The following is a 20,352-nucleotide window of genomic DNA, read 5'->3' on the forward strand; positions in this document are numbered from 1 at the left end:
CCCGGCCTGAGTGCTAATATGTGTTGCAGTGCCACCGCCCCAACAGGCGCGGCACCCCGGCAACCGAACCGCCGGATGCGAAAGGAGCCATTGAGTGAACGCAGTCTTGTCTGCCGACCAAACCCTGAATAACCGTCTGCCGACGGCACCCCGGAGCACGGGCAGCTTCGCGCTGACCTTCCCGGCCACCGTTGGCAACCTCGACAGCTATATCCAGGCTGTCCACCGGATTCCGCTGTTGACCGCGGAGGAAGAGCAGCGCCTGGCGCGCGAGCTCCGCGACCACGATTCCGTTGACGCTGCCCGCCAGATGGTGATGTCCCACCTGCGCCTGGTGGTGTCGATCGCCCGCCAGTACCTGGGCTACGGCCTGCCCCACGCCGACCTGATCCAGGAAGGCAATATCGGCCTGATGAAGGCGGTCAAGCGCTTCGACCCCGACCAGGGCGTGCGCCTGGTGTCGTACGCGATGCACTGGATCAAGGCCGAGATCCACGAATACGTGCTGAAGAACTGGCGCATGGTCAAGGTGGCCACCACCAAGGCCCAGCGCAAGCTGTTCTTCAACCTGCGCAGCCACAAGCAGGGCGCGCACACGTTCACGCCGGAGCAGGTCGAGGCCGTGGCGCGCGAGCTGAACGTCAAGCCCGAAGAAGTGATGGAGATGGAAACCCGCCTGTCGGGCGGCGACCTGGCGCTGGAAGGCCAGATCGACGACGGCGAAGAGGAATTCGCCCCCATCGCCTACCTGGCGGACAACCACAACGAGCCCACCCGCGTGCTGGAAGCCAAGCGCCACGACCGCATGCAGGTCGAGGGCCTGGAAGAAGCGCTGGGCAAGCTGGACGAACGCAGCCGCCGCATCATCGAGGCGCGCTGGCTGCACGTCGAAGACGATGGCTCGGGCGGCTCCACGCTGCATGAGCTGGCTGACGAGTTCGGCGTCTCGGCCGAGCGCATCCGCCAGATCGAGGCCGCGGCCATGAAGAAGATGAAGGGGGCGCTGCAGGCGTTCGCCTGATCCGCACCCCCAGCCATGCAAAAGGCCGGTCCACTGGACCGGCCTTTTTGTTGCCCGCGAGAGGGTGAGTGCGACCTTATGCCGCACCCCTTCCCACCCTTTCACGTCACGACAGCAGCTGTTTCAGGTCGTGCGCGATCGGATCCGGACCCTGGCCGTGGCGGATGAACAGCCGCAGCTTGCCGTCCGGGTCGAACACATAGCTGCCCGCGGAGTGGTCCACCGTGTAGTTGTTCGGGGAGCTGCCCGGCACCTTGGCGTAGAACACCTTGAAGTCCTTGGTCAACTTCTGCAGTGCGGCTTCGTCGGCCGGGCGCAGCCCCAGGAAGCGCGCATCGAAGGCCGGCACGTACTGCGCCAGCAGCGCCTGCGTGTCGCGTTCCGGGTCGACCGTGACGAACAGCACCTGCACGCGGTCGGCATCCGGGCCCAGTTTCTCCATCACCGCCTTCAGTTCGGCCATCGTCGTCGGGCACACGTCCGGGCAGTGGGTGTAGCCGAAGAACATCACCACCGCCTTGCCCTTGAAGTCGGCGATGGTGCGCACCTTGCCGTGATGGTCGGTCAGCGAGAAGTCCTTGCCGAAGTCCGCCGCGCCGGTGATGTCGACATTGCGGAACGAGGCCTTCTGCTGCCCGCAGGCAGCCACGGCCAGCGCAAGCGCGGCCAGCAGGGAAAAGCGGCGGAAGGCGGCGAACAGGCCGGAGGCGGGGCTTAGGCGGGGCATGCGGCGGAAACCGGTCAGGGGTGGGAGGAAACAGCGGCACCGGAGGGCGGCGACATCACGCAGTATCGCCGATCGTGCCGCCACGCTGCACCGGCCGCGACAAGATGCCGCAGCCGGTCGGCCACAGGTCAGACCTGCGGCACGAACTTGAAGTAGTGGTCGACCAGCAGCGCGGCGAACAGCAGCGACAGGTACAGGATCGAGAAGCGGAAGGCGCGCTGCGCCAGCTCGTCCGAATAGTTACGGTACATCTTCCAGGCGTAGGCCAGGAAACCCGCGCCCAGCGCCAGCGCGGCCGCCAGGTAGATATAGCCGCTCATGCCGTAGACAAAGGGCAGCAGCGTCGCGGCGATCATGATCAGCGTGTACAGCAGGATATGCAGCAGCGTGTAGCGCTCGCCGTGCGTGACCGGCAGCATCGGCAGGCCGGACTTGGCGTAGTCGGCGCGGCGGTACAGCGCCAGGGCCCAGAAGTGCGGCGGGGTCCAGGTGAAGATGATCAGCACCAGGAACCAGGCCTCGGCAGGTACCTCGCCCGCCACCGCGGCCCAGCCCAGCGCCGGCGGCATCGCCCCCGAGAGCCCGCCGATCACTATGTTCTGCGGCGTGGCCGGCTTGAGCAGGATGGTGTAGACCACCGCGTAGCCGAGGAAGGTGGCAAAGGTCAGCCACATCGTCAGGTCGTTGGCGTAGACGTGCAGCAGCCACATGCCGGCGCCGCCCAGGATGGCGGAGAACACCAGGGTCTGCGGCGTGGTGATCTCGCCGGTGGCCGACGGGCGCCACGCGGTGCGGCGCATCAGCGCATCGATCTTCTGCTCGACCAGGCAATTGATGGCAAAGGCCGCACCGGCCAGCAGCCAGATGCCGGCGGCGCCGCCGATCAGCACGCGCCACGGCACCATGCCGGGCGTGGCGAGGAACATGCCGATGATGGCGCAGAACACGGCCAGCTGCGTCACGCGCGGCTTGGTCAGGGCGGCATATTGTCGGGCAAGGTGCCGTATCCGGCTCAACTTGCCCAGCGAATGGGGGTGGGTAGCGGTAACCACGGAAGGGGTCTTGTCTTTCATGTGGCGCGGGCGGCGTTCGGCACGGCAGCGGGGGCGCCGGCGGCCCGCATGGTGAGCCCTGCGAGCCCTGTATTGTAGTGGAGGCGGACCAGCAGCAGCAGGAGCAGCGCCGCGCCGCCGTTGTGCGCAACCGCGGCCACCAGCGGCCAGTCGAACACGATATTGGACATCCCGGTGGCCAGTTGCAGCACCAGCGTGGCCAGCAGCCAGCCGGCCGCGCGCGCGAGCCCTTCAAGCCTGCGCGCGCGCAGGCCAAGCCACGCCAGGTAGCCCAGCACGACAAAGGCAAAGCCGCGGTGCACCCAGTGGATCGCCACCAGCGCCGCGTGCGGGATGTAGTCGCCATCGGCGGTCATGCCCAGCTGGCGCCACAGGGTGAAGCCGTGGCGGAAATCCATCTCGGGCACCAGCTGGCCATTGCACAGCGGGAAGTCGGTGCAGGCCAGCACCGCGTAGTTGGTGCTGACCCAGCCCCCCAGGAAGATCTGGATCACCAGCAGCAGCAGGCCGATGCGCACCGGCCAGCGCAGCCGCGCGGCCCGCGCCGCGACCGGGTGCGGCGGATCGTTGCGCGAGCCCAGCTGGATCAGCACGGCCAGCAAAACCATGCCCAGCATCAGGTGCGTGACCACAATGATCGGCTGCAGCTTCAGGGTCACGGTGAAAGCGCCGAACGCACCCTGCACGCACACCAGCAGCAGCACCCCGGTGGCGAACCACGGCGACTGCTTCAGCTCGCGCCGCTTGACCCACGCCAGCACCATCAGCGTGATGATCAGCACCCCGACCGCCATGGCGAAGTAGCGGTGGATCATCTCGATCCACGCCTTGGCCAGCGTCACCGGGCCGCTGGGCAGCGCGGTCTCGGCCGCGCGGATCGGCTCCATCGCGGCGTGCGGGTTGGAGTGCCCGTAGCAGCCGGGCCAGTCGGGGCAGCCCAGGCCGGAGTCGGTCAGGCGCGTGAAGCTGCCGAACATGATCAGGTCCAGCGTCAGGAACGCCGTGATCCAGGCGAGCTTGCGGTATTTGTTGCGGTCCCCCTTCACCAGCACGTAGGACAGCGGGAACAGCGCGATCAGGATGCCGATGATGGCCAGTTGCAGCAGCATGCCGTCCCCTTTAGCCGATGCGCGAGACCTTGAGCAGCTTCTTCAGGTCGCCGCTCATCTTCTTGGGGTCCGGATCCTGCGGGAAACGCATCATCAGGTTGCCCAGCGGGTCGACCAGGAACAGGGTGTCCTCGGCGCGCTTGCCGGGTTCGGCCGGCAGCCACTGCTGCGCGGCCTGGCGGTCGATGCGCAGGAAGCGCACACCCGCGTAGGGCTCGTTGTAGGCGGCGTTCAGGCGCTCGTCGATCTTGCCGTCGTCGGTCACCAGCCACACCGGCACGATGCGTTCGCGGTCCTGGCCCTGCCCGGCGCGGATCTGGCGGATGGTGAAGAGCTTCTTCGCGCAGGCCTCGTCGCAGGCGGACGGGTCGGTGGTCACCAGCAGCCACTTGCCGCGGAACTGCTCCAGCGGCACGGCCCGGCCCTGCTCATCGGTGACGCGCACCGGCGGCATCGGCCGCTGCGGGTCGACCAGCGCGCCGTAGTTGGTGGCGCCGCCACGCGGCTTGATGACGTAATAGGTGAAGTAAGAGGCGATCACCGGCGACGCGCACACCAGCAACAGCATCAGCATCTGCAGGCGGCCACGGCGCGTGCGCGCATCGATGCGGGTATCCGGCGGCGAGGCCGCGGCGGCCGGGGCGGAGTCTTGCTGTGCCATGGAGTACGTCTGTCCTTTGTCTTCGGCGAGCGCATGCGCCTGGTTCATTCGAGTTACGGTGCTGCCACCCGGCGCGCGCGGCGCCAGCCCAGCACGACCACCAGCACCACCGTCAGCGCGGCCAGCCCGAACCACTGGAAGGCATAGCCGTAGTGCCGGTCCGCGCCCAGGTCGGCCGGGGCCCAGTCGCGCGCCAGGCCATCGCCGCTGTCGCTGCGCTGCTCCAGCACCAGCGGGTGCAGCGCCAGGCCGGTTTCAGCCGCATAGGCAGCGAGGTCCAGGTTCTGGCGGATCTTGCTGCCGGCGGCGTCCTGGCCCAGGCTATAGACCCGCGGCACGGCCGCCAGTGCCGTGCCTTCGATCGTTACCTCGCCCTCGGGCGTGGGGAACGGCGCAATCCGGGTGCGGTCCTGGGCATCGCGCGGCAGCCAGCCGCGCAGCACCAGCACCGCCTGCATGGCGCCGGCGGCACCTGCGGGCGCCGGCGAGGCGGCTGAAATCCGCAGCGGCGTCAGCACCAGGAAGCCGGCGCGGCTATCCCCGGGGCTGCTGCCATTGCCGTGGGGGCGATTATCCAGCAAGACGGTGCGGGCCGTGTCAAAGCGCCCGGTCACGCGGACCGTGCGGTCGGTCACAACTTGCGGCAGCGGGGCCGTGCCCAGCACCACCGGCGGCTGCGCCGACAGCGCCTGCAGCCGCGCCGCGCGCGCCTCCTTGTCGTGCGCGCGGTTGAGCTGCCAGTTGCCCAGCGCGCAGGTCACGGCGATCATCACCAGTGCAGCGGCCAGCGGCAACGGGCTGGTGCGATAATGGGTCTTTCCGTCGCTCCTGGCCCCGACCTGCCCCGCCATGCGCTTTGTCATCATCGTTGCCTTCATCCTGATCATCGCCAGCCTGGCCTCCGCCCTGTTCTTCATGATGCGCGACCGCGGCACGACGCCCAACATGATGCGCTCGCTGATGCTGCGCGTCGGGTTCTCGATGGCGCTGTTCCTGTTCATCCTGTTCTCGAACTGGATGGGCTGGATCCACAGCACGGGCATCCGCATGGCACCCTGAACGCCAGGACGCGGGCACCAGGCCCGCAAAAGACAAACGCCGCAGGCTGGACAACCTCCTGCGGCGTTTCTCTTTTGCGTTGGCGCCGGCGGCCCCCGGGGGGCGCGCCGGCGGGTACGGCAGCCGGATTTACAGCCAGTACACCACGACGTAGAGGAACAGCCACACCACGTCAACGAAGTGCCAGTACCAGGCGGCGCCTTCGAATGCAAAGTGGTGGTCAGGCGTGAAGTGGCCCTTCAGCACGCGGACCAGCACCACGGCCAGCATGATCGCGCCCATGGTCACGTGGAAGCCGTGGAAGCCGGTCAGCAGGAAGAAGGTCGAGCCGTAGATGCCCGAGGTCAGCTTCAGGTTCAGTTCCGAGTAGGCGTGCATGTACTCGTACACCTGGAAGCACATGAAGACCGCGCCCAGCAGGATGGTCAGCGACAGGCCCTGAATCAGCTGGCTGCGCTTGCCGGCCAGCAGCGCGTGGTGCGCCCAGGTCAGCGTCAGGCCGGACATCAGCAGCAGCGCGGTGTTGATGGTCGGGATTGGCCACGGACCCATGGTCTGGAAGCTTTCCACCACGCCGGCCGGGCCGGTGTTGGGCCATACCGCGGCAAAGTCGGGCCACAGGATCTTGTTGTTCAGGTCGCCCAGCCACGGCATGGCGATGGTGCGGGCATAGAACAGCGCGCCGAAGAAGGCCGCGAAGAACATCACCTCCGAGAAGATGAACCAGCCCATCGACCAGCGGAACGACAGGTCGATGTTCTTGCCGTACATGCCGCCTTCGGACTCGCTGATGGCGTCGCCAAACCAGCTCTTGAGCACGAACAGGAACCACAGCAGGCCGAGGCCGCACAGGTACGGCGCCCAGGGCTGCCCGTTTACCCAACCGGCGGCACCCGCGCCCGTCATCAGCAGGCCGAAGCTTGCCGTGATCGGGTGGCGCGACGGGCCCGGTACGAAGTAGTACGGAGCGTTTGCGCGATTCGCACTCATTCTTTTATCTCCAGCTCAGAGTCTTTGATTCAGTATTCGTGATCCGCGCTTTGGCACTGCGGGCCGTCCCCTCCTCCGGGCCAGCCCCGCCGCCGCGGTTGCTTTGTTCTGCGACTGCTTTTGTTGTCTACCCTTCCTGCCCTGCTATCCCGCTGCCTGCCCCACCACGGTGCGCACGATGAGCACCAGCACCGCGATGAAGATGGCCGCCGCGATCACTCCGGCGATCACCACATGCACCGGGTTCAGCCGGGCCATGTCGCGCTCGTGCTCGGCGCCTTTGCGCAGGCCGATGAACGACCACAGCACCGCGCGCATGGTCTGCCCGAACGACATCTTGCGCTTGACCGCGTCCTTCATCTCATCCATTGCCCGTCCTCCTCCGCCCCGGCATGCACCGCGGCCGCCTCAGATGCCCTTGCCGGCCGTTGCCGGCTGCGGCGCCAGCTGGCCCTCGGGCGCCTGCGCCACCGGCGCACCCACCTCGAAGAAGGTGTACGACAGCGTAATATTCTTCACATCCTTGGGCAGCGCGGGATCGATCACGAACACCACCGGCATCTCGCGCGCCTCTTTCGCCTTGAGCGTCTGCTGCTTGAAGCAGAAGCACTCCAGCTTCATGAAATACTGGGTCGCCTGCTTGGGCGCGTAGCTCGGGATGGCCTGCGCCGAAATATCGCGCGGCTGTCCGTTGGCCACCTCGTAGACGATCGTCGCCATCTCGCCCGGATGCACTTCCATGCTGTTCTTCACCGGCCGGAAGGCGAAGGGCCCGCGCGCGTTGGAGTCGAACTCCACCGTGATGGTGCGGCTCTTGTCGACCTGCGTGTTCTTCACCGCGCCGTGCAGCTCGCGCGTGGTGATCACGTTGATGCCGGTGATCTCGCAGATCTTCTTGTACAGCGGCACCAGCGCATAGCCGAAGCCGAACATCACGGCCACGATCACGACCAGGCGCAGCATCATGCCGCGGTTGAACCGCTTGTCCGCTTCCCTGCCAGCCTGCTGGTCGATGCTCATCTCGCTACCCTGCCGCCTCAGCCAAGAAACATCATCTTGGCGAAGAACCCCAGAAAGAAAACCACCACGATCGACAGCAGGATCAGGCCAAGGCGCCGGTTGGCGGCCTTCTGGTCCGGGCGTGATGGGCTTTTGTCTGGAGACTGCATAGCTGCTTCTGTTGCTTGCCGGCGCGGGAGGCGACGCTGCCGCCTCCCGCTGCCTGATTACGCTGGCCGCGCCTTAGCGGACCTGCGGGGGAACTTCAAAGGTGTGGAACGGCGCCGGCGACGGCACGGTCCACTCCAGGCCCTCTGCGCCATCCCAGGGCTTGTCGGCGGCCTTCTCGCCACCGCGGTACGACGGCAGCACCACGAAGAAGAAGAAGTACACCTGCATCAGGCCGAAGCCCAGCGCACCGATCGACGCGATCGCATTGAAGTCAGCGAACTGGGTCGGGTAGTCGGCATAGCGACGCGGCATGCCGGCCAGGCCCAGGAAGTGCATCGGGAAGAAGGTCACGTTGAAGAAGATGATCGACCCCCAGAAGTGGATCTGGCCGCGGGTTTCGTTGTACATGAAACCGCTCCACTTCGGACCCCAGTAGTAGAAGCCCGCGAACAGCGCGAACAGCGAGCCGGCCACCAGCACATAGTGGAAGTGCGCCACAATGAAGTAGGTGTCCTGCAGCTGGATGTCGATCGGGGCCACGGCCGGCATCAGGCCGGTGAAGCCGCCGATGGTGAACACGAAGATGAAGCCGATCGAGAACAGCATCGGGGTCTCGAAGGTCATCGAGCCGCGCCACATGGTGGCGATCCAGTTGAAGATCTTCACGGCGGTGGGCACCGCGATCAGCATGGTCGCGTACATGAAGAACAGCTGGCCGGTCACCGGCATGCCGGTCGTGAACATGTGGTGGGCCCACACGATGAACGACAGGATGGCGATCGAGGCGGTGGCGTACACCATCGAGCTGTAGCCGAACAGGCGCTTGCGGGCAAACGCCGGCACCACCTGCGAGACGATCCCGAACGCCGGCAGGATCATGATGTACACCTCGGGGTGGCCGAAGAACCAGAAGATGTGCTGGTACATCACCGGGTCACCACCACCGGCGGCCGAGAAGAAGCTCGTGCCGAAATGGCGGTCGGTCAGCACCATGGTGATGGCGCCGGCCAGCACGGGCATCACGGCGATCAGCAGGTAGGCGGTGATCAGCCAGGTCCAGCAGAACATCGGCATCTTCATCAGCGTCATGCCCGGGGCGCGCATGTTGAGGATGGTCACGATGATGTTGATCGAGCCCATGATCGACGACGCACCCATGATGTGCATCGCGAAGATGGCCATGTCCATGCCCGGGCCCATCTGCACCGACAGCGGCGCGTACAGGGTCCAGCCGGCGGCGGTGGCGCCGCCCGGGACCAGGAACGAGCCGGCCAGCAGCAGCGCGGCCGGCGGCATCAGCCAGAAGCTGAAGTTGTTCATGCGCGCGAACGCCATGTCGGACGCGCCGATCTGCAGCGGGATCATCCAGTTGGCGAAGCCGACGAAGGCCGGCATGATCGCGCCGAACACCATCACCAGACCGTGCATGGTGGTGAACTGGTTGAACAGCTCGGGGCGGAAGAACTGCAGGCCCGGCTCGAACAGCTCCAGGCGGATCAGCAGTGCCAGCAAACCGCCCGACAGCAGCATGATGAACGAGAACAGCAGGTACAGCGTACCGATGTCCTTGTGGTTGGTCGCGAACAGCCAGCGGCGCCAGCCATGCGGGTGGTCGTGCGCGTGGTCGTCATGCGCATGATCGTGCGGATGGGCGAGCGCGTCCGGGGTAGCAGTACTCATCGCAAATGCTCCTCTAATCCTGTTCTGTCTTCAGCGGGTCAGCCCGCGACGCGGTTGCCCGCGAGGCTGGCCTGCTTGTCAGCCTTGTCGGCCGGCTTGGCTTCGGCCTTCGGCGCTGCGCCGCCTGCCGCGCCGCCGCCCTCGGGGAACTTGCCCGCACGGGCGCCCACGAAGTCGCTCGGCTGGACCACTTCACCCGTCTTGTTGCTCCAGGCGTTGCGCGTATAGGTCATGACCGCGGCCAGCTCGGTGTCCGAGAGCTGCTTCCACGACGGCATGGCAGCCTTGCCTTCCAGCATGATGTGCATCTGGCCGGCCTTGGGGCCATTGACCAGCTTGGAGCCGTCCAGCGCCGGGAAGGCGCCGCCGCCCTTGCCGTTGGGCTGGTGGCAGACCGCGCAGTTGGCGGCGTAGACCTTCTCGCCACGCACCTTCGACTCGTCCAGCGTCCAGGTCTTGTTGGGATCGTCGGCCTTGGCCGCCAGCTCCTTCTTCTTGCCGTCGACCCACTTGGTGTAGTCGGCGTCCGAGACCACGCGCACCACGATCGGCATGAAGGCGTGCTCCTTGCCGCACAGCTCGGCGCACTGGCCGCGGTACACGCCGATCTTCTCGGCCTTGAACCAGGTGTCGCGCACGAAGCCGGGGATCGCATCCTGCTTGACGCCGAAGGCCGGGATCATCCAGGCGTGGATCACGTCGTTGGCGGTGGTGACGATGCGGATCTTCTTGTTGACCGGCACGACCAGCTCGTTGTCCACCTCCATCAGGTAGGTATTCGACTTGGGCTGCTCGTTGTTGATCTGCTCGCGCGGGGTGGTCAGGGTCGACACGAAGGAGATGCCTTCGCCTTCGCCCTTCAGGTAGTCATAGCCCCACTTCCACTGGTAGCCGGTGGCCTTGATGGTGATGTCGGAGTTGGTGGTGTCCTTCATCGCCACCACGGTCTTGGTGGCCGGCAGGGCCATCGCAATCACGATGATGAACGGGACGATGGTCCAGATCACTTCGACCGTGATGCTCTCGTGGAAGGCAGCCGGCTTGGCACCCTTGGCCTTGCGGTGCTTGAAGACGGAATAAAACATCACGCTGAATACCGCGACGAAGATCACCGTGCACATGATCAACATCATCCAGTTCAGCCAGTGAATCTGTTCGGCGATCTTGGTAACCGGCTCGGTCAGGTTGAGCTGGCGCACGGCGGGGCCGCCCGGCATGTCGCTGACCGCGGACGCCGCCTGGCTGGCAAGCAGGGACGCGCCGGCCAGACAAACTGCGGATGCCTTCTTCCACATTTTCATTTGTTATCTACCCAATTTACAGATTCAAATCTGTCCCCGCCGCCGCCACCGCCGCCTCTCAGAGGCGGCGCAAGGCCGCTGCGAGCTCCTGCGCGAACTTGCGTCGCCGGTACGGGTCCACGTGACACCCCACCTGTACCTCACGCCCGCCCGAGCGCAGCGTCACCAGCGCGCGGAACGATTCACCCAGTTCGATCCGCACCCAGCGCGGATTGAATTCCTGACGCGTCACCCGTCCGGCGCTGGCTGTCTCCACGACCAGCGTGCCGTCGGTGATGCTGACGCGCTCATAGTCTGTCGCATGGCGCGCATACACCAGCAGTGCGATGCCCAGCCCGATCAGCTCGATGCTCGCGAACGGCAGTACGAGCCAGGACCCTTGCCACGCAAAAAACAACGCGATGGCAAGCGAAACCGTGAGGATCGAGAGGTAAAACCAGCCGACCTGGCGTGGACTCAGCGAGCAATTCCGCTTCATCAGCCAGTCGTGGGGCGCGGGGGGAGGTCCGTCGAGATTTCCGCCGGAGTCACCACCTGCCGTCTGGAATGCGATACCCAAGTCTTGCATCGCCAACCACTCTGCATCGGATGCACACCCGGGACGATGGCGTCCGGGCCGCACAGTGCAAGTGCAAAACCAGGACGTTCTTGTGCCAGGGGACCACTGCGACAAACTGGCGCATTATAGGGCGCTTCCCATACACGGACAAGGGCGCGCCTTGACCGGACGGCTTGCGCGCTGCTTGATTCTGTGCATAGGGAAGGGCCCCGCCATCGCCCTGCCCGCCGCGCCGGCGCTATGTTTGCGGCAATCCAGCACCGGCGCAAGTTAACTCTGTTTTAACTTGTCCGACGCGGCCTTGCACGGCCGATCTGGTCCAGCGGCACCACCGCGCGGCCCTGGTCGTCGACCGCCTGGCCGCCACGCGGGGCCAGCTTCCAGGCGTGGCCGTAGACGATCTCGAAGGTCAGCGGGATCACGCCGTCGGCGTTGCGCCGCCGCTCCAGCGCCTGCGCCAGCGCCTGGTACCAGCCGCGGCCGCGCAGGCCCTGCGGCAGCGACCCGACCGGCCCGCGCAGGCCGCCGAAGGCCTGCACCTCGCGCAGCAGCGTGGCGGGGGACTCGTAGGTCACGGTCAGCGTCTCCATGTCCATCACCGGGGTGGACCAGCCGCTGTGCACCAGCATGTCGCCGATATCGTGCATGTCGACAAAGCGCAACGTATGGGGTGCCTGGTCGACTTCGGCAAAGGCCGCGCGCAGCTCCTTCAGGGTGTCCGGGCCGAACAGCGAGAACAGCACCAGCCCTTCGTCGCGCGCCACGCGGTGCCACTCCGGGAACACGCGGTGCGGCTCCGGATGCCAGTGCAGCGCCAGGTTGGACCACAGCAGGTCGAAGCTCGCGGGCGCAAAAGGCAGTGTGGCAAGATCGGCCTGGACCAGGTCAAAGAGCGGCCGCTTGCCCAGCATGCGGCCGATCCAGCCGGGCCGGCGCTGCGGGTCGCGCTGGCCGGCCTCGGCCAGCATCGCGCCGGAGATGTCCAGTCCGGCAATCTGCGCATCCGGGAAGCGCGCGCGCAGCCCGGCCAGGCCCTGGCCGTGGCCGCAGCCGATATCCAGCGCGCGCTGCGGCGCCAGGCGGATCACTTCCATGCGCTCCTGCATGCGGCGGCCGATCTCGCCCAGCAGGAAGTCCAGCTGGCCGAAGCCCCGGCTGCGCCGGTCGAAGGCGAGCCGGGTCAGGCGCGCGGGCGGCAGGAAGGCATCGGGGGAATCAGCGGCATGCAGGGACACGGGCAGACAGGGCAGCAAGAAAACCAGGAACCGGCGCGGGGACAGATACAGGATCAGGCCCGAGCGCCGGATGAATGCGGCCGCCGCGCCCGATGGGCCGCGGCCGGACGGCAAGTATACGCGCGCGCCGCGCTGGCTGCCGGCGCCGCCGGCAAGGCGCTGGCCGGCGCCGCCGAACTGCTGCTGCCAAGCGCCTGCGCGCTGTGCGGCGCGGTGCAGCGGCAGGTGGTCTGCGCGCCCTGTGCCGCCGACTTGCTGCGCCCGGTGCGGCGCTGCCCCGCCTGCGCGCTGGCGCAGGGGCGCCACTTCCACTGCCCGGCCTGCGCGGCATCGCCCCCGGCCTACGACCAAGCCCACACGCTGGGCGACTACGCTTCGCCGCAGGACCAGCTGGTGCTGGCGCTCAAGTTCGGCCACGCCCTGCCGCTGGCGGGTTGGCTCGCGGCCAGGCTGGCCGCGGGACTGCAGGGGGCCTGGGCCCGACAGCCCGCGCCCGACCTGCTGGCGCCGATCCCGCTGTCGCCACAGCGGCTGGCCGCGCGCGGCTTCAACCAGGCCTGGGAAATCGCGCGGCCGCTGGCGCGCCACCTGGGCCTGCGCGCCGACCCGGTGCTGCTGCAGCGCCAGCGCGACACCGGCAGCCAGCGTGCGCTGGACCTGGCCGCCCGTCAGGTGAACCTGCGCGGCGCCTTCAGGCTGGCGCGCGCCGCGCGGCTGGACGGCATGCACGTGGCGCTGGTAGACGATGTGATGACCTCCGGCGCCACCCTGCACGAGGCCGCCGGCGTGCTCAAGGCGCATGGCGCGGCTCGCGTCAGCGTGATCGTCGCGCTGCGCACGCCGTAGCTTTGGATGACAGTGGCCGGTGCGCGCGGTAAGCTGCGCACCGTTCTGACGAAGGGCGCAGTGCGCCCGCCATCCCCCGCATCATGTTCAACGTCGTCCTGGTCGAACCGGAAATCCCGCCCAATACCGGCAATGTGATCCGCCTGTGCGCCAACACCGGAGCGCAGCTGCACCTGGTCAAACCCCTGGGTTTTCCGCTGGAAGACGCGCGCATGCGCCGCGCGGGACTGGATTACCACGAGTACGCCACCATGCGCGTGCATGAAAGCTGGGACGCGCTGATGGCCAGCGAGCAGCCCGACCCGGCGCGCATGTTCGCGCTGACCACGCGCGGCTCGACACCGTTCGGCGAGGTGGCGTTCCGCCCCGGGGACTGGTTCGTGTTCGGTTCCGAAACACGCGGGCTATCGCCGGAGCGGCGCGACTGGTTCCCGCCCGCGCAGCGCATCCGGCTGCCGATGCGGCCCGACAACCGCAGCCTGAACCTGTCGAACACGGTCGCCGTGGTGGTGTTCGAGGCGTGGCGCCAGAACGGGTTCGAAGGCGGCAGCTGAGCCGCCCGGCCAGCGCCTACTCCGGCTGCACGCCGGCGGCGCGGATCACCTTGTCCCAGCGCGCCTTCTCGCTCACCATGGTCTGGCGCAGCGAGGCCGGCGCGGTGCCGGCCGGCACGAAATACTGCGCGCGCATCTTGTCGCGCACGTCGGCGCTGCCGATGATCGCCACCAGCTCGCGGTAGAGCCGGTCGATCACAGCCTGCGGCGTGCCCGCCGGCGCCAGCACCGCCTGCCAGGAAATCGCCTCGAAGCCCGGGTAGCCGGATTCCGCCACTGTCGGCACCGACGGCAACACCGCCGTGCGCCCCGTCGTGGTCACGGCCAGCACGCGCAGCTTGCCCGCGTTGACCTGCGGCATCGCGATCGCCGGCACCATGAAACCCGCCTGCACCTGCCCGCCCACCATCGCCGTGGTGATCTGCGGGAAGCCGGGGTATGGCACGTGCTGCAGGTCGATGCCCGCCATCGCCTTGAGTTGCTCCATCGCCAGGTGCGAGGCACTGCCGTTGCCGGGCGAGCCATAGTTCAACTCACCCGGCTTGGCCCGTGCCAGCGCGACGAACTCGCGCAGGTTGTGCACCGGCAGGCGTGCATCCACCACCAGCACGTTGGGCGAGGTCGCCACCAGCGTGACCGGCGCCAGCTGGCGGAACGGGTCGTAGTTCAGGTTGCGCGACAGCGTCGGCGCGGTCACCAGCGGGCCGTTGATGGTGAACAGCAGGGTGTAGCCATCCGGAGCGGCGCGCGCCACCATGCCGGTGCCGATATTGCCGCCGGCGCCGGGACGGTTTTCCACCACCACCGGCTGGCCCAGCGCGGCGGCCAGCTTTTCGGTCACGATGCGCGCGATCAGGTCGGGCGATGAGCCCGGCGGGAACGGCACCACCATGCGGATCGGCCGCGCGGGCCAGGGTTGGGCGAAGACGCCGCCGGAAGTCCCGGCGGCGCAGGCGGCAGCCAGCGCGATCAGCGCTTGTCGTCGTGTGGGCATGCGGTGCGGAGGATCAGAAGTTGGATACGCGAGTCATCATTCGTCGCGCGCGTCGCGCTGCAGCAGCTGCGCCACCGCATCGGCGGCGCTCAGCCCGTCGAACAGCACCGCGCAGACCGCGCGGGCGATCGGCATCTCGACACCGTAAGCCGAGGCTAGCTCTGCCACAGCCTGGGCGCAGCGCACGCCCTCGGCGACGTGGCCCAGACCGGCCAGGATCTGCTCCAGGCTCTGCCCCGCCGCCAGCTGCTGGCCGACCTTGCGGTTGCGCGACAGGTCGCCGGTGGCGGTCAGGATCAGGTCGCCCACGCCGGCCAGGCCCATGAAGGTCTCGACCCGGCCGCCCAGCGCCAGCCCCAGGCGCGTCATTTCGGCCAGCCCGCGCGTCACCAGCGCGGCGCGCGCGTTCAGGCCCAGGCCCAGCCCGTCGCTGGCGCCGGTGGCAATGGCCAGCACGTTCTTGACCGCACCGCCGACTTCCACGCCGGTCAGGTCGTCGCTGCCGTAGATGCGCATCGCATGATGGTGGAAGGCCGCCTGCGCGCGTTCGGCCAGCGACGGCTCGTTGCCTGCCACGGTCAGCGCGCACGGCAGCCCCAGCGCCACCTCGCGCGCGAAGCTGGGGCCGGTCAGCACGCCGTAGGCAAAGCCCTCGGTGCGCCCGGCGGCGTCGAGTTCGGCCCGCACCATCTGGTGCGGCAGCAGGTGGGTGCCGGACTCGAAGCCCTTGCACAGCCACAGCATCGACACCGGCCTGGCGCCGCGCGCGGCCAGCCGGCGCGTCATCTCGCGCAGGCCCGCCACCGGGGTGGCCACCACCACGATGCCGTCGGCATCGTCGGCGGCATGCGCCACGGCCTGCTCGAAGTCTGCCTGCACCGCCAGCCTCTCGGACAGCGTCACGCCGGGCAGGTAGGCGGCGTTCTCACGCGTGGCCGCGATGGCCGCGAGTTGCGCGGGGTCGCGCCCCCACAGCACCACGTCATTGGCGGCCGCGGCATGGCTGGCGAGGGCGGTGCCCCAGGCACCGGCACCGAGGAAGGTCAGTTTCATGGCAGCTTGATCCGAGGATGGACGCAGTCGATGGTAGCCCAAAGGCAAAACGGGGCCGCAGCCCCGTTTCGATGATGGCTCAGGACGCCGGAATCAGTGGCGGGCCTGGCTGCCGTCGGGCATCACGATGCCGCTGTTGCCGCCTTCGGCACCCTGGGCTTCTTCCATGGCGGCCTGCAGGCGTTGCTCATACAGCGCCTGGAAGTTGATTTCCGACAGGTGGATGGCCTGGAAGCCGGCGCGGGTGATCACGTCAGCGATATTGCCGCGCAGGTACGGGTACAGGATGGTCGGGCAGGCGATGCCCAGCAGCGGGTCCAGCTGCTCCACCGGCACGTTGCGGATATCGAAGATGCCGGCCTGGTGCGCTTCCACCAGGAAGGCAACCTTGTCCTGCACCTTGGTCGTCACGGTGCCCGTCACCACCACCTCGAAGATCCCTTCCTGCAGCTGCGAAGCGCCGACGTTGACCTGCACTTCCACCGACGGGGCTTCCGATTCCAGGAAGATGCCGGGCGAATTGGGCTGCTCCAGCGACATGTCTTTCAGGTAGACGCGCTGGATGTTGAAGAAGGGTTGATCGTCCTGCTGGGTGTTTTGCTGGTCGCTCATGAAAGGCTTCCGGGAGGATGGGCTGGTGTGCATCGGGCGCGGCGGCCGCAATCCTTGCATCGTGCAAGGCTGGCCGGTGCCCGCTTGAAAAACGCATATGGTACATGACGCGGGTGGCGAATTCACCCGCGCCGGGGGTAAGCCGGAACCAGCGCGGCGCGGAATCAGACGATTCCGCGCCAGCGCCGGCGCAACCGGCTCAGGCGGCCAGCAGCGGCACCAGGCCGCCCTGGCGGTCCAGCGCCGAGAGATCGTCGAAGCCACCCACGTGGGTCTCGTCGATGTAGATCTGCGGCACGGTGCGGCGACCGGTACGGGCCATCATCTCTTCACGCTTGCCGGGTTCGCGGTCGATCAGGACCTTCTCGATCGTTTCCACGCCCCTGGACTTGAGCAGGCGTTCAGCCATCAGGCAATACGGGCACACCACGGTGCTGTACATGACGACACGGGCCATGCGGGTTCTCCTTGAATGCAATGCGCGCGCGGCCCGGCCTGGCCGGGGGCGCGCCTTGTGACGGATACGGCGGTGCTGCCCGGGATTACTTCACCAGCGGCAGGCCTGCCTGCTGCCAGGCGGCGATGCCGCCCTCGAGCGCGTAGATCTCACTGTAACCGGCTTCCTTCAACGCTGCCTGGGCCTTGCCCGAGCGCTGGCCGGTCTGGCACACGACGATGATGGGGGCAGCCTTGTCCTTTGCAAGGCCGGCCGCGCGCGAGGGCAGGTCGGCCAGCGGAGCGCTCTTGGCTTGCGGCAGGTGACCCTTGGCATACTCGGCGGGCTCGCGGATATCGACCACGACCGCGCCGCGCTTGTTGATCAGCTGGGTCGCGGTGGCCGTATTGACGGTCTTGCCGCGGGTGCTGCGCGAGATCGCGGGCCAGGCCAGCAGGCCGCCCGAGACCACGGCAAGGGCGATCAGAGCGAGGTTGTTGTAGTCGGCGAAGAAATTCACGTTGGCATTCCGGTAGGTTGGGTCGGCGGCATTATAAAATACGCGGTTTGGCGTCCAGGCCCTGCCGTCGCATGGCCATCCGCCATTGTCGCCTGTCTGAGACATGGGATGTCCACAAGGAACCCATCAGCCCTTCCAGGTGACGGCGCGGACGCATGCAGGTTACCTACTCTCTGGAAGCAGCAGCATGTACAAGCTCGTCCTCATCCGCCACGGCGAATCCACGTGGAACCTTGAAAACCGCTTTACCGGCTGGGTCGACGTCGACCTGACCGAAACCGGCGCCGACCAGGCGCGCCAGGCCGGCAAGCTGCTCAAGGATGCCGGCCTGGGCTTTGACGTGGCCTATACCTCGGTGCTCAAGCGTGCCATCCGCACGCTGTGGCATGTGCAGGATGAAATGGACCTGATGTGGATCCCGGTGCGCAACGAATGGCGCCTGAACGAGCGCCACTACGGCGCGCTGGCCGGCCTGAACAAGGCAGAAACGGCCGCCAAGTTCGGCGACGAGCAGGTGCTGGTGTGGCGCCGCAGCTATGACACGCCGCCGCCCGCGCTGGAGCCCACCGATCCGCGTGCCTCGTACGACGATCCGCGCTACGCCAATGTGCCGCGCAATGAGATCCCGCTGACCGAATGCCTGAAGGACACCGTGGCCCGCGTGATGCCGCTGTGGAACGAATCCATTGCCCCCGACATCCAATCGGGCAAACGCGTGGTCATTGCCGCCCATGGCAACAGCATCCGCGCGCTGGTGAAATACCTGGACCAGATCTCGGATGACGATATCGTCGGACTCAATATCCCCAACGGCACCCCGCTCGTCTATGAGCTGGACGCCGACCTGCGCCCCCTGCGCCACTACTACCTGGGTGACCAGGACGCCATCGCCGCCTCGCTGGCGGCCGTGGCCAGCCAGGGCAAGGCACGCTGAAGCCCGCCCGGGCGGCCGCGCGCGGATGTGCGGCCGCCCACCCTGAGCCGGGACGGGACAGGCCCTTTCCACCACTCGCACTTATACTGTCCGACAAACCGCCCGGCGCCGGGCGGCCGCAGCCGGCATAATCCCCATACCGTACACCAGTACTTCGAGTACACGTTCAGGCAGCCCTCATGCGCAAGACCCTCAAGAACATCAGCCTGGTTTCTGTCGGCCTCGTCGCCGGCGTGCTCGCCACGCTGCAGATTTCGGCGACCGCCCAGAATTCATCGGGGCCCTTGCCGCTTGACCAGCTGCGGCTGATGGCCGATATCTTCGGGCAGATCAAGCGCGAGTACGTGGAGCCGGTCGATGACAAGAAGCTGCTGACCGAAGCCATCAAGGGCATGGTCGCCAGCCTCGACCCGCATTCGTCCTATCTCGACGAGAAAGACTTCAAGGAACTGCAAGAAGGCACGCGCGGACGCTTCGCCGGCCTGGGCATCGAGATCTCGCAGGAAGAAGGCCTGGTCAAGGTGATCAACCCGATCGAGGACACCCCTGCCTTCCGCGCCGGCATCCAGCCGGGCGACCTGATCACCCGCATCGACGACAAGCCCGTGCGCGGCCTGCCGCTGGAGCAGGCGGTCAAGCGCATGCGCGGCGAGCCCGGCACCAAGGTCACGCTGACCATCTACCGCAAGAGCGAGGAACGCACCTTCCCGGTCTCGATCACGCGCGCCGAGATCCGCGTGCAGTCGGTCAAGGCCAAGATGCTGGACAACAATATCGGCTGGATCCGCCTGACCAGCTTCCAGGAACGCACCATCGCCGACCTGTCCCGCAAGCTGGCCGAACTGGCGCAGAAGAACCCCAACATGAAGGGCCTGGTGCTGGACCTGCGCAACAACGGCGGCGGCGTGCTGCAGGGCGCGGTCGGCGTGGCTGCGGCCTTCCTGCCGGAAGACGCCACGGTGGTGTCCACCAACGGCCAGGTGCCCGATGCCAAGCGCGTGTACAAGGCGACGTACAACAACTACCGCCTGTCGTCGCTCGAAGACGATCCGCTCAAGGACCTGCCCGCGCTCTACAAGAAGATCCCGATGGTGGTGCTGACCAACGCCTACTCGGCCTCGGCCTCCGAGATCGTGGCGGGCGCGCTGCAGGATCATCACCGCGCGCAGATCATGGGCAAGACCACCTTCGGCAAGGGCTCGGTGCAGACCGTGCGCCCGCTGACCAACGACACCGGCATCAAGCTGACCATCGCGTACTACTACACGCCGAGCGGCAAGTCGATCCAGGCCAAGGGCATCCGTCCGGACATCCCGGTCGACCAGAACCCCGAAGGCGATCCGGACGACGCGCTGATCACGCGCGAAATCGACACCGAGCGCCACCTGCACAACAAGCAGGAATCGGAACAGCCGGAAATGACCGAGCGCGAGCAGCGCCGCGTGGACGAACTGCGCCGCCTGGAAGAAGAGAACGCGAAGAAGACGCCGGAAGAGCGCGAGAAGGACCGCCGCAAGAAGCCGGTTGAATTCGGTACGGCCGACGACTTCATGCTGCAGCAGGCCATCGCCCAGCTCAACGGCCAGCCGGTCAAGCGCTCCAAGTCGAAGCTGGAAACCAATCCGCCGGCCGACAACGGCAAGGCGGCCAAGCCCTCGGGCAAGAGCGGCGCCAAGGGCGCCAGCGCACCGGCAGCCAAGCCGGCGGTGCCGGCCCCCGGCAAGCAGCCGCCGGCCAGCGCTCCGATCGGCGAGCCGCTGGGCACGCCGACGGGCAAGGCACCCTGAGAGCCTGGGGCTTTGTTCAGGCTGCCGGTTT

Annotated in this window: 24 protein-coding genes; 6 read left to right on the top strand and 18 right to left on the bottom strand. The window is 67.3% G+C overall.

Going from position 1 to position 20,352, the window contains the following annotated elements:
- The first annotated feature begins 94 nt into the window (after positions 1 to 94).
- The gene (gene rpoH / locus I6H87_RS05270) at positions 95 to 1,021 is read left to right on the top strand and encodes an RNA polymerase sigma factor RpoH (RefSeq protein ID WP_011614472.1); all 927 of its coding nucleotides are present in this window, start codon (positions 95 to 97) and stop codon (positions 1,019 to 1,021) included.
- Positions 1,022 to 1,127: 106 nt separating this feature from the next.
- Here rpoH and I6H87_RS05275 read toward each other — a convergent pair whose 3' ends face one another.
- The 5 genes from I6H87_RS05275 to I6H87_RS05295 form a co-directional block, all read right to left on the bottom strand.
- Positions 1,128 to 1,748, bottom strand: coding sequence for an SCO family protein (locus tag I6H87_RS05275; RefSeq protein ID WP_010814810.1), 621 nt, complete (start codon positions 1,746 to 1,748; stop codon positions 1,128 to 1,130).
- A gap of 128 nt (positions 1,749 to 1,876) precedes the next feature.
- The gene (gene cyoE, locus I6H87_RS05280) at positions 1,877 to 2,821 is read right to left on the bottom strand and encodes a heme o synthase (RefSeq protein ID WP_041687128.1); all 945 of its coding nucleotides are present in this window, start codon (positions 2,819 to 2,821) and stop codon (positions 1,877 to 1,879) included.
- Positions 2,818 to 3,930 (bottom strand): COX15/CtaA family protein, encoded by a 1,113-nt coding sequence (locus I6H87_RS05285; protein WP_011614470.1) that lies wholly within the window; start codon positions 3,928 to 3,930, stop codon positions 2,818 to 2,820. Before I6H87_RS05285 ends, cyoE begins: the two co-directional genes overlap by 4 nt.
- Positions 3,931 to 3,940: 10 nt before the next feature.
- Complete coding sequence (locus I6H87_RS05290) at positions 3,941 to 4,591, bottom strand: SCO family protein (RefSeq protein ID WP_010814813.1); 651 nt, start codon at positions 4,589 to 4,591, stop codon at positions 3,941 to 3,943.
- Positions 4,592 to 4,644: 53 nt separating this feature from the next.
- A complete protein-coding gene (locus I6H87_RS05295) occupies positions 4,645 to 5,442 on the bottom strand; it encodes an SURF1 family protein (protein WP_051398455.1) in 798 nt (265 codons plus the stop codon).
- Between I6H87_RS05295 and I6H87_RS05300 the strand changes: the two genes are divergently transcribed.
- The gene (locus tag I6H87_RS05300; RefSeq protein ID WP_010814815.1) at positions 5,441 to 5,650 is read left to right on the top strand and encodes a twin transmembrane helix small protein; all 210 of its coding nucleotides are present in this window, start codon (positions 5,441 to 5,443) and stop codon (positions 5,648 to 5,650) included. The two genes, I6H87_RS05295 and I6H87_RS05300, sit on opposite strands and share 2 nt — an antisense overlap.
- Before the next feature lie 129 nt (positions 5,651 to 5,779).
- On the opposite strand, the gene I6H87_RS05305 is transcribed toward I6H87_RS05300, so the two are convergent.
- The 8 genes from I6H87_RS05305 to I6H87_RS05335 form a co-directional block, all read right to left on the bottom strand.
- On the bottom strand, positions 5,780 to 6,640 hold the full coding sequence (locus I6H87_RS05305; RefSeq protein WP_010814816.1) for a cytochrome c oxidase subunit 3: 861 nt from the start codon (positions 6,638 to 6,640) through the stop codon (positions 5,780 to 5,782).
- 144 nt (positions 6,641 to 6,784) lie between these two features.
- A complete protein-coding gene (locus I6H87_RS05310; RefSeq protein WP_010814817.1) occupies positions 6,785 to 7,009 on the bottom strand; it encodes a DUF2970 domain-containing protein in 225 nt (74 codons plus the stop codon).
- Positions 7,010 to 7,048: 39 nt separating this feature from the next.
- Entirely contained in the window at positions 7,049 to 7,660 is a 612-nt protein-coding gene (locus tag I6H87_RS05315; protein WP_010814818.1) for a cytochrome c oxidase assembly protein, read from the bottom strand.
- 17 nt (positions 7,661 to 7,677) lie between these two features.
- Positions 7,678 to 7,809, bottom strand: a complete 132-nt coding sequence (locus tag I6H87_RS34250; RefSeq protein WP_010814819.1) for a cytochrome oxidase small assembly protein — start codon at positions 7,807 to 7,809, stop codon at positions 7,678 to 7,680.
- A 73-nt stretch (positions 7,810 to 7,882) separates the two neighbouring features.
- The gene (gene ctaD / locus I6H87_RS05320) at positions 7,883 to 9,490 is read right to left on the bottom strand and encodes a cytochrome c oxidase subunit I (protein WP_010814820.1); all 1,608 of its coding nucleotides are present in this window, start codon (positions 9,488 to 9,490) and stop codon (positions 7,883 to 7,885) included.
- A 38-nt stretch (positions 9,491 to 9,528) separates the two neighbouring features.
- Positions 9,529 to 10,791, bottom strand: a complete 1,263-nt coding sequence (gene coxB, locus I6H87_RS05325; protein ID WP_011614467.1) for a cytochrome c oxidase subunit II — start codon at positions 10,789 to 10,791, stop codon at positions 9,529 to 9,531.
- A gap of 58 nt (positions 10,792 to 10,849) precedes the next feature.
- Positions 10,850 to 11,359, bottom strand: coding sequence for a DUF2244 domain-containing protein (locus I6H87_RS05330; RefSeq protein ID WP_011614466.1), 510 nt, complete (start codon positions 11,357 to 11,359; stop codon positions 10,850 to 10,852).
- 272 nt (positions 11,360 to 11,631) lie between these two features.
- Positions 11,632 to 12,585 carry a methyltransferase domain-containing protein gene (locus tag I6H87_RS05335; protein ID WP_011614465.1) on the bottom strand — a complete coding sequence of 318 codons (954 nt, stop codon included), beginning with the start codon at positions 12,583 to 12,585 and terminating at the stop codon, positions 11,632 to 11,634.
- Between I6H87_RS05335 and I6H87_RS05340 the strand changes: the two genes are divergently transcribed.
- Both I6H87_RS05340 and trmL read left to right on the top strand, forming a co-directional pair.
- Positions 12,574 to 13,431 carry a ComF family protein gene (locus I6H87_RS05340; protein ID WP_011614464.1) on the top strand — a complete coding sequence of 286 codons (858 nt, stop codon included), beginning with the start codon at positions 12,574 to 12,576 and terminating at the stop codon, positions 13,429 to 13,431. The two genes, I6H87_RS05335 and I6H87_RS05340, sit on opposite strands and share 12 nt — an antisense overlap.
- 83 nt (positions 13,432 to 13,514) lie before the next feature.
- Positions 13,515 to 13,985 (top strand): tRNA (uridine(34)/cytosine(34)/5-carboxymethylaminomethyluridine(34)-2'-O)-methyltransferase TrmL, encoded by a 471-nt coding sequence (gene trmL, locus I6H87_RS05345; RefSeq protein WP_011614463.1) that lies wholly within the window; start codon positions 13,515 to 13,517, stop codon positions 13,983 to 13,985.
- Positions 13,986 to 14,001: 16 nt separating this feature from the next.
- On the opposite strand, the gene I6H87_RS05350 is transcribed toward trmL, so the two are convergent.
- From I6H87_RS05350 to I6H87_RS05370, 5 genes are all read right to left on the bottom strand, one after another.
- On the bottom strand, positions 14,002 to 14,979 hold the full coding sequence (locus I6H87_RS05350; RefSeq protein ID WP_010814826.1) for a Bug family tripartite tricarboxylate transporter substrate binding protein: 978 nt from the start codon (positions 14,977 to 14,979) through the stop codon (positions 14,002 to 14,004).
- A gap of 36 nt (positions 14,980 to 15,015) precedes the next feature.
- Positions 15,016 to 16,032, bottom strand: a complete 1,017-nt coding sequence (locus tag I6H87_RS05355) for an NAD(P)H-dependent glycerol-3-phosphate dehydrogenase (protein ID WP_011614462.1) — start codon at positions 16,030 to 16,032, stop codon at positions 15,016 to 15,018.
- 93 nt (positions 16,033 to 16,125) lie between these two features.
- Positions 16,126 to 16,644 (bottom strand): protein-export chaperone SecB, encoded by a 519-nt coding sequence (gene secB / locus I6H87_RS05360; protein ID WP_010814828.1) that lies wholly within the window; start codon positions 16,642 to 16,644, stop codon positions 16,126 to 16,128.
- A 199-nt stretch (positions 16,645 to 16,843) separates the two neighbouring features.
- Positions 16,844 to 17,101, bottom strand: coding sequence for a glutaredoxin 3 (grxC, locus tag I6H87_RS05365; protein WP_010814829.1), 258 nt, complete (start codon positions 17,099 to 17,101; stop codon positions 16,844 to 16,846).
- Between the two features lie 85 nt (positions 17,102 to 17,186).
- Complete coding sequence (locus I6H87_RS05370) at positions 17,187 to 17,600, bottom strand: rhodanese-like domain-containing protein (protein ID WP_010814830.1); 414 nt, start codon at positions 17,598 to 17,600, stop codon at positions 17,187 to 17,189.
- 187 nt (positions 17,601 to 17,787) lie between these two features.
- On the opposite strand from I6H87_RS05370, the gene gpmA reads away from it, so the two are divergent.
- Positions 17,788 to 18,534 carry a 2,3-diphosphoglycerate-dependent phosphoglycerate mutase gene (gpmA, locus tag I6H87_RS05375; RefSeq protein ID WP_010814831.1) on the top strand — a complete coding sequence of 249 codons (747 nt, stop codon included), beginning with the start codon at positions 17,788 to 17,790 and terminating at the stop codon, positions 18,532 to 18,534.
- A 179-nt stretch (positions 18,535 to 18,713) separates the two neighbouring features.
- Positions 18,714 to 20,321 carry a S41 family peptidase gene (locus I6H87_RS05380; protein WP_011614461.1) on the top strand — a complete coding sequence of 536 codons (1,608 nt, stop codon included), beginning with the start codon at positions 18,714 to 18,716 and terminating at the stop codon, positions 20,319 to 20,321.
- Positions 20,322 to 20,352 lie beyond the last annotated feature (31 nt).

This window comes from Cupriavidus necator (assembly GCF_016127575.1).
Classification (GTDB): domain Bacteria; phylum Pseudomonadota; class Gammaproteobacteria; order Burkholderiales; family Burkholderiaceae; genus Cupriavidus; species Cupriavidus necator_D.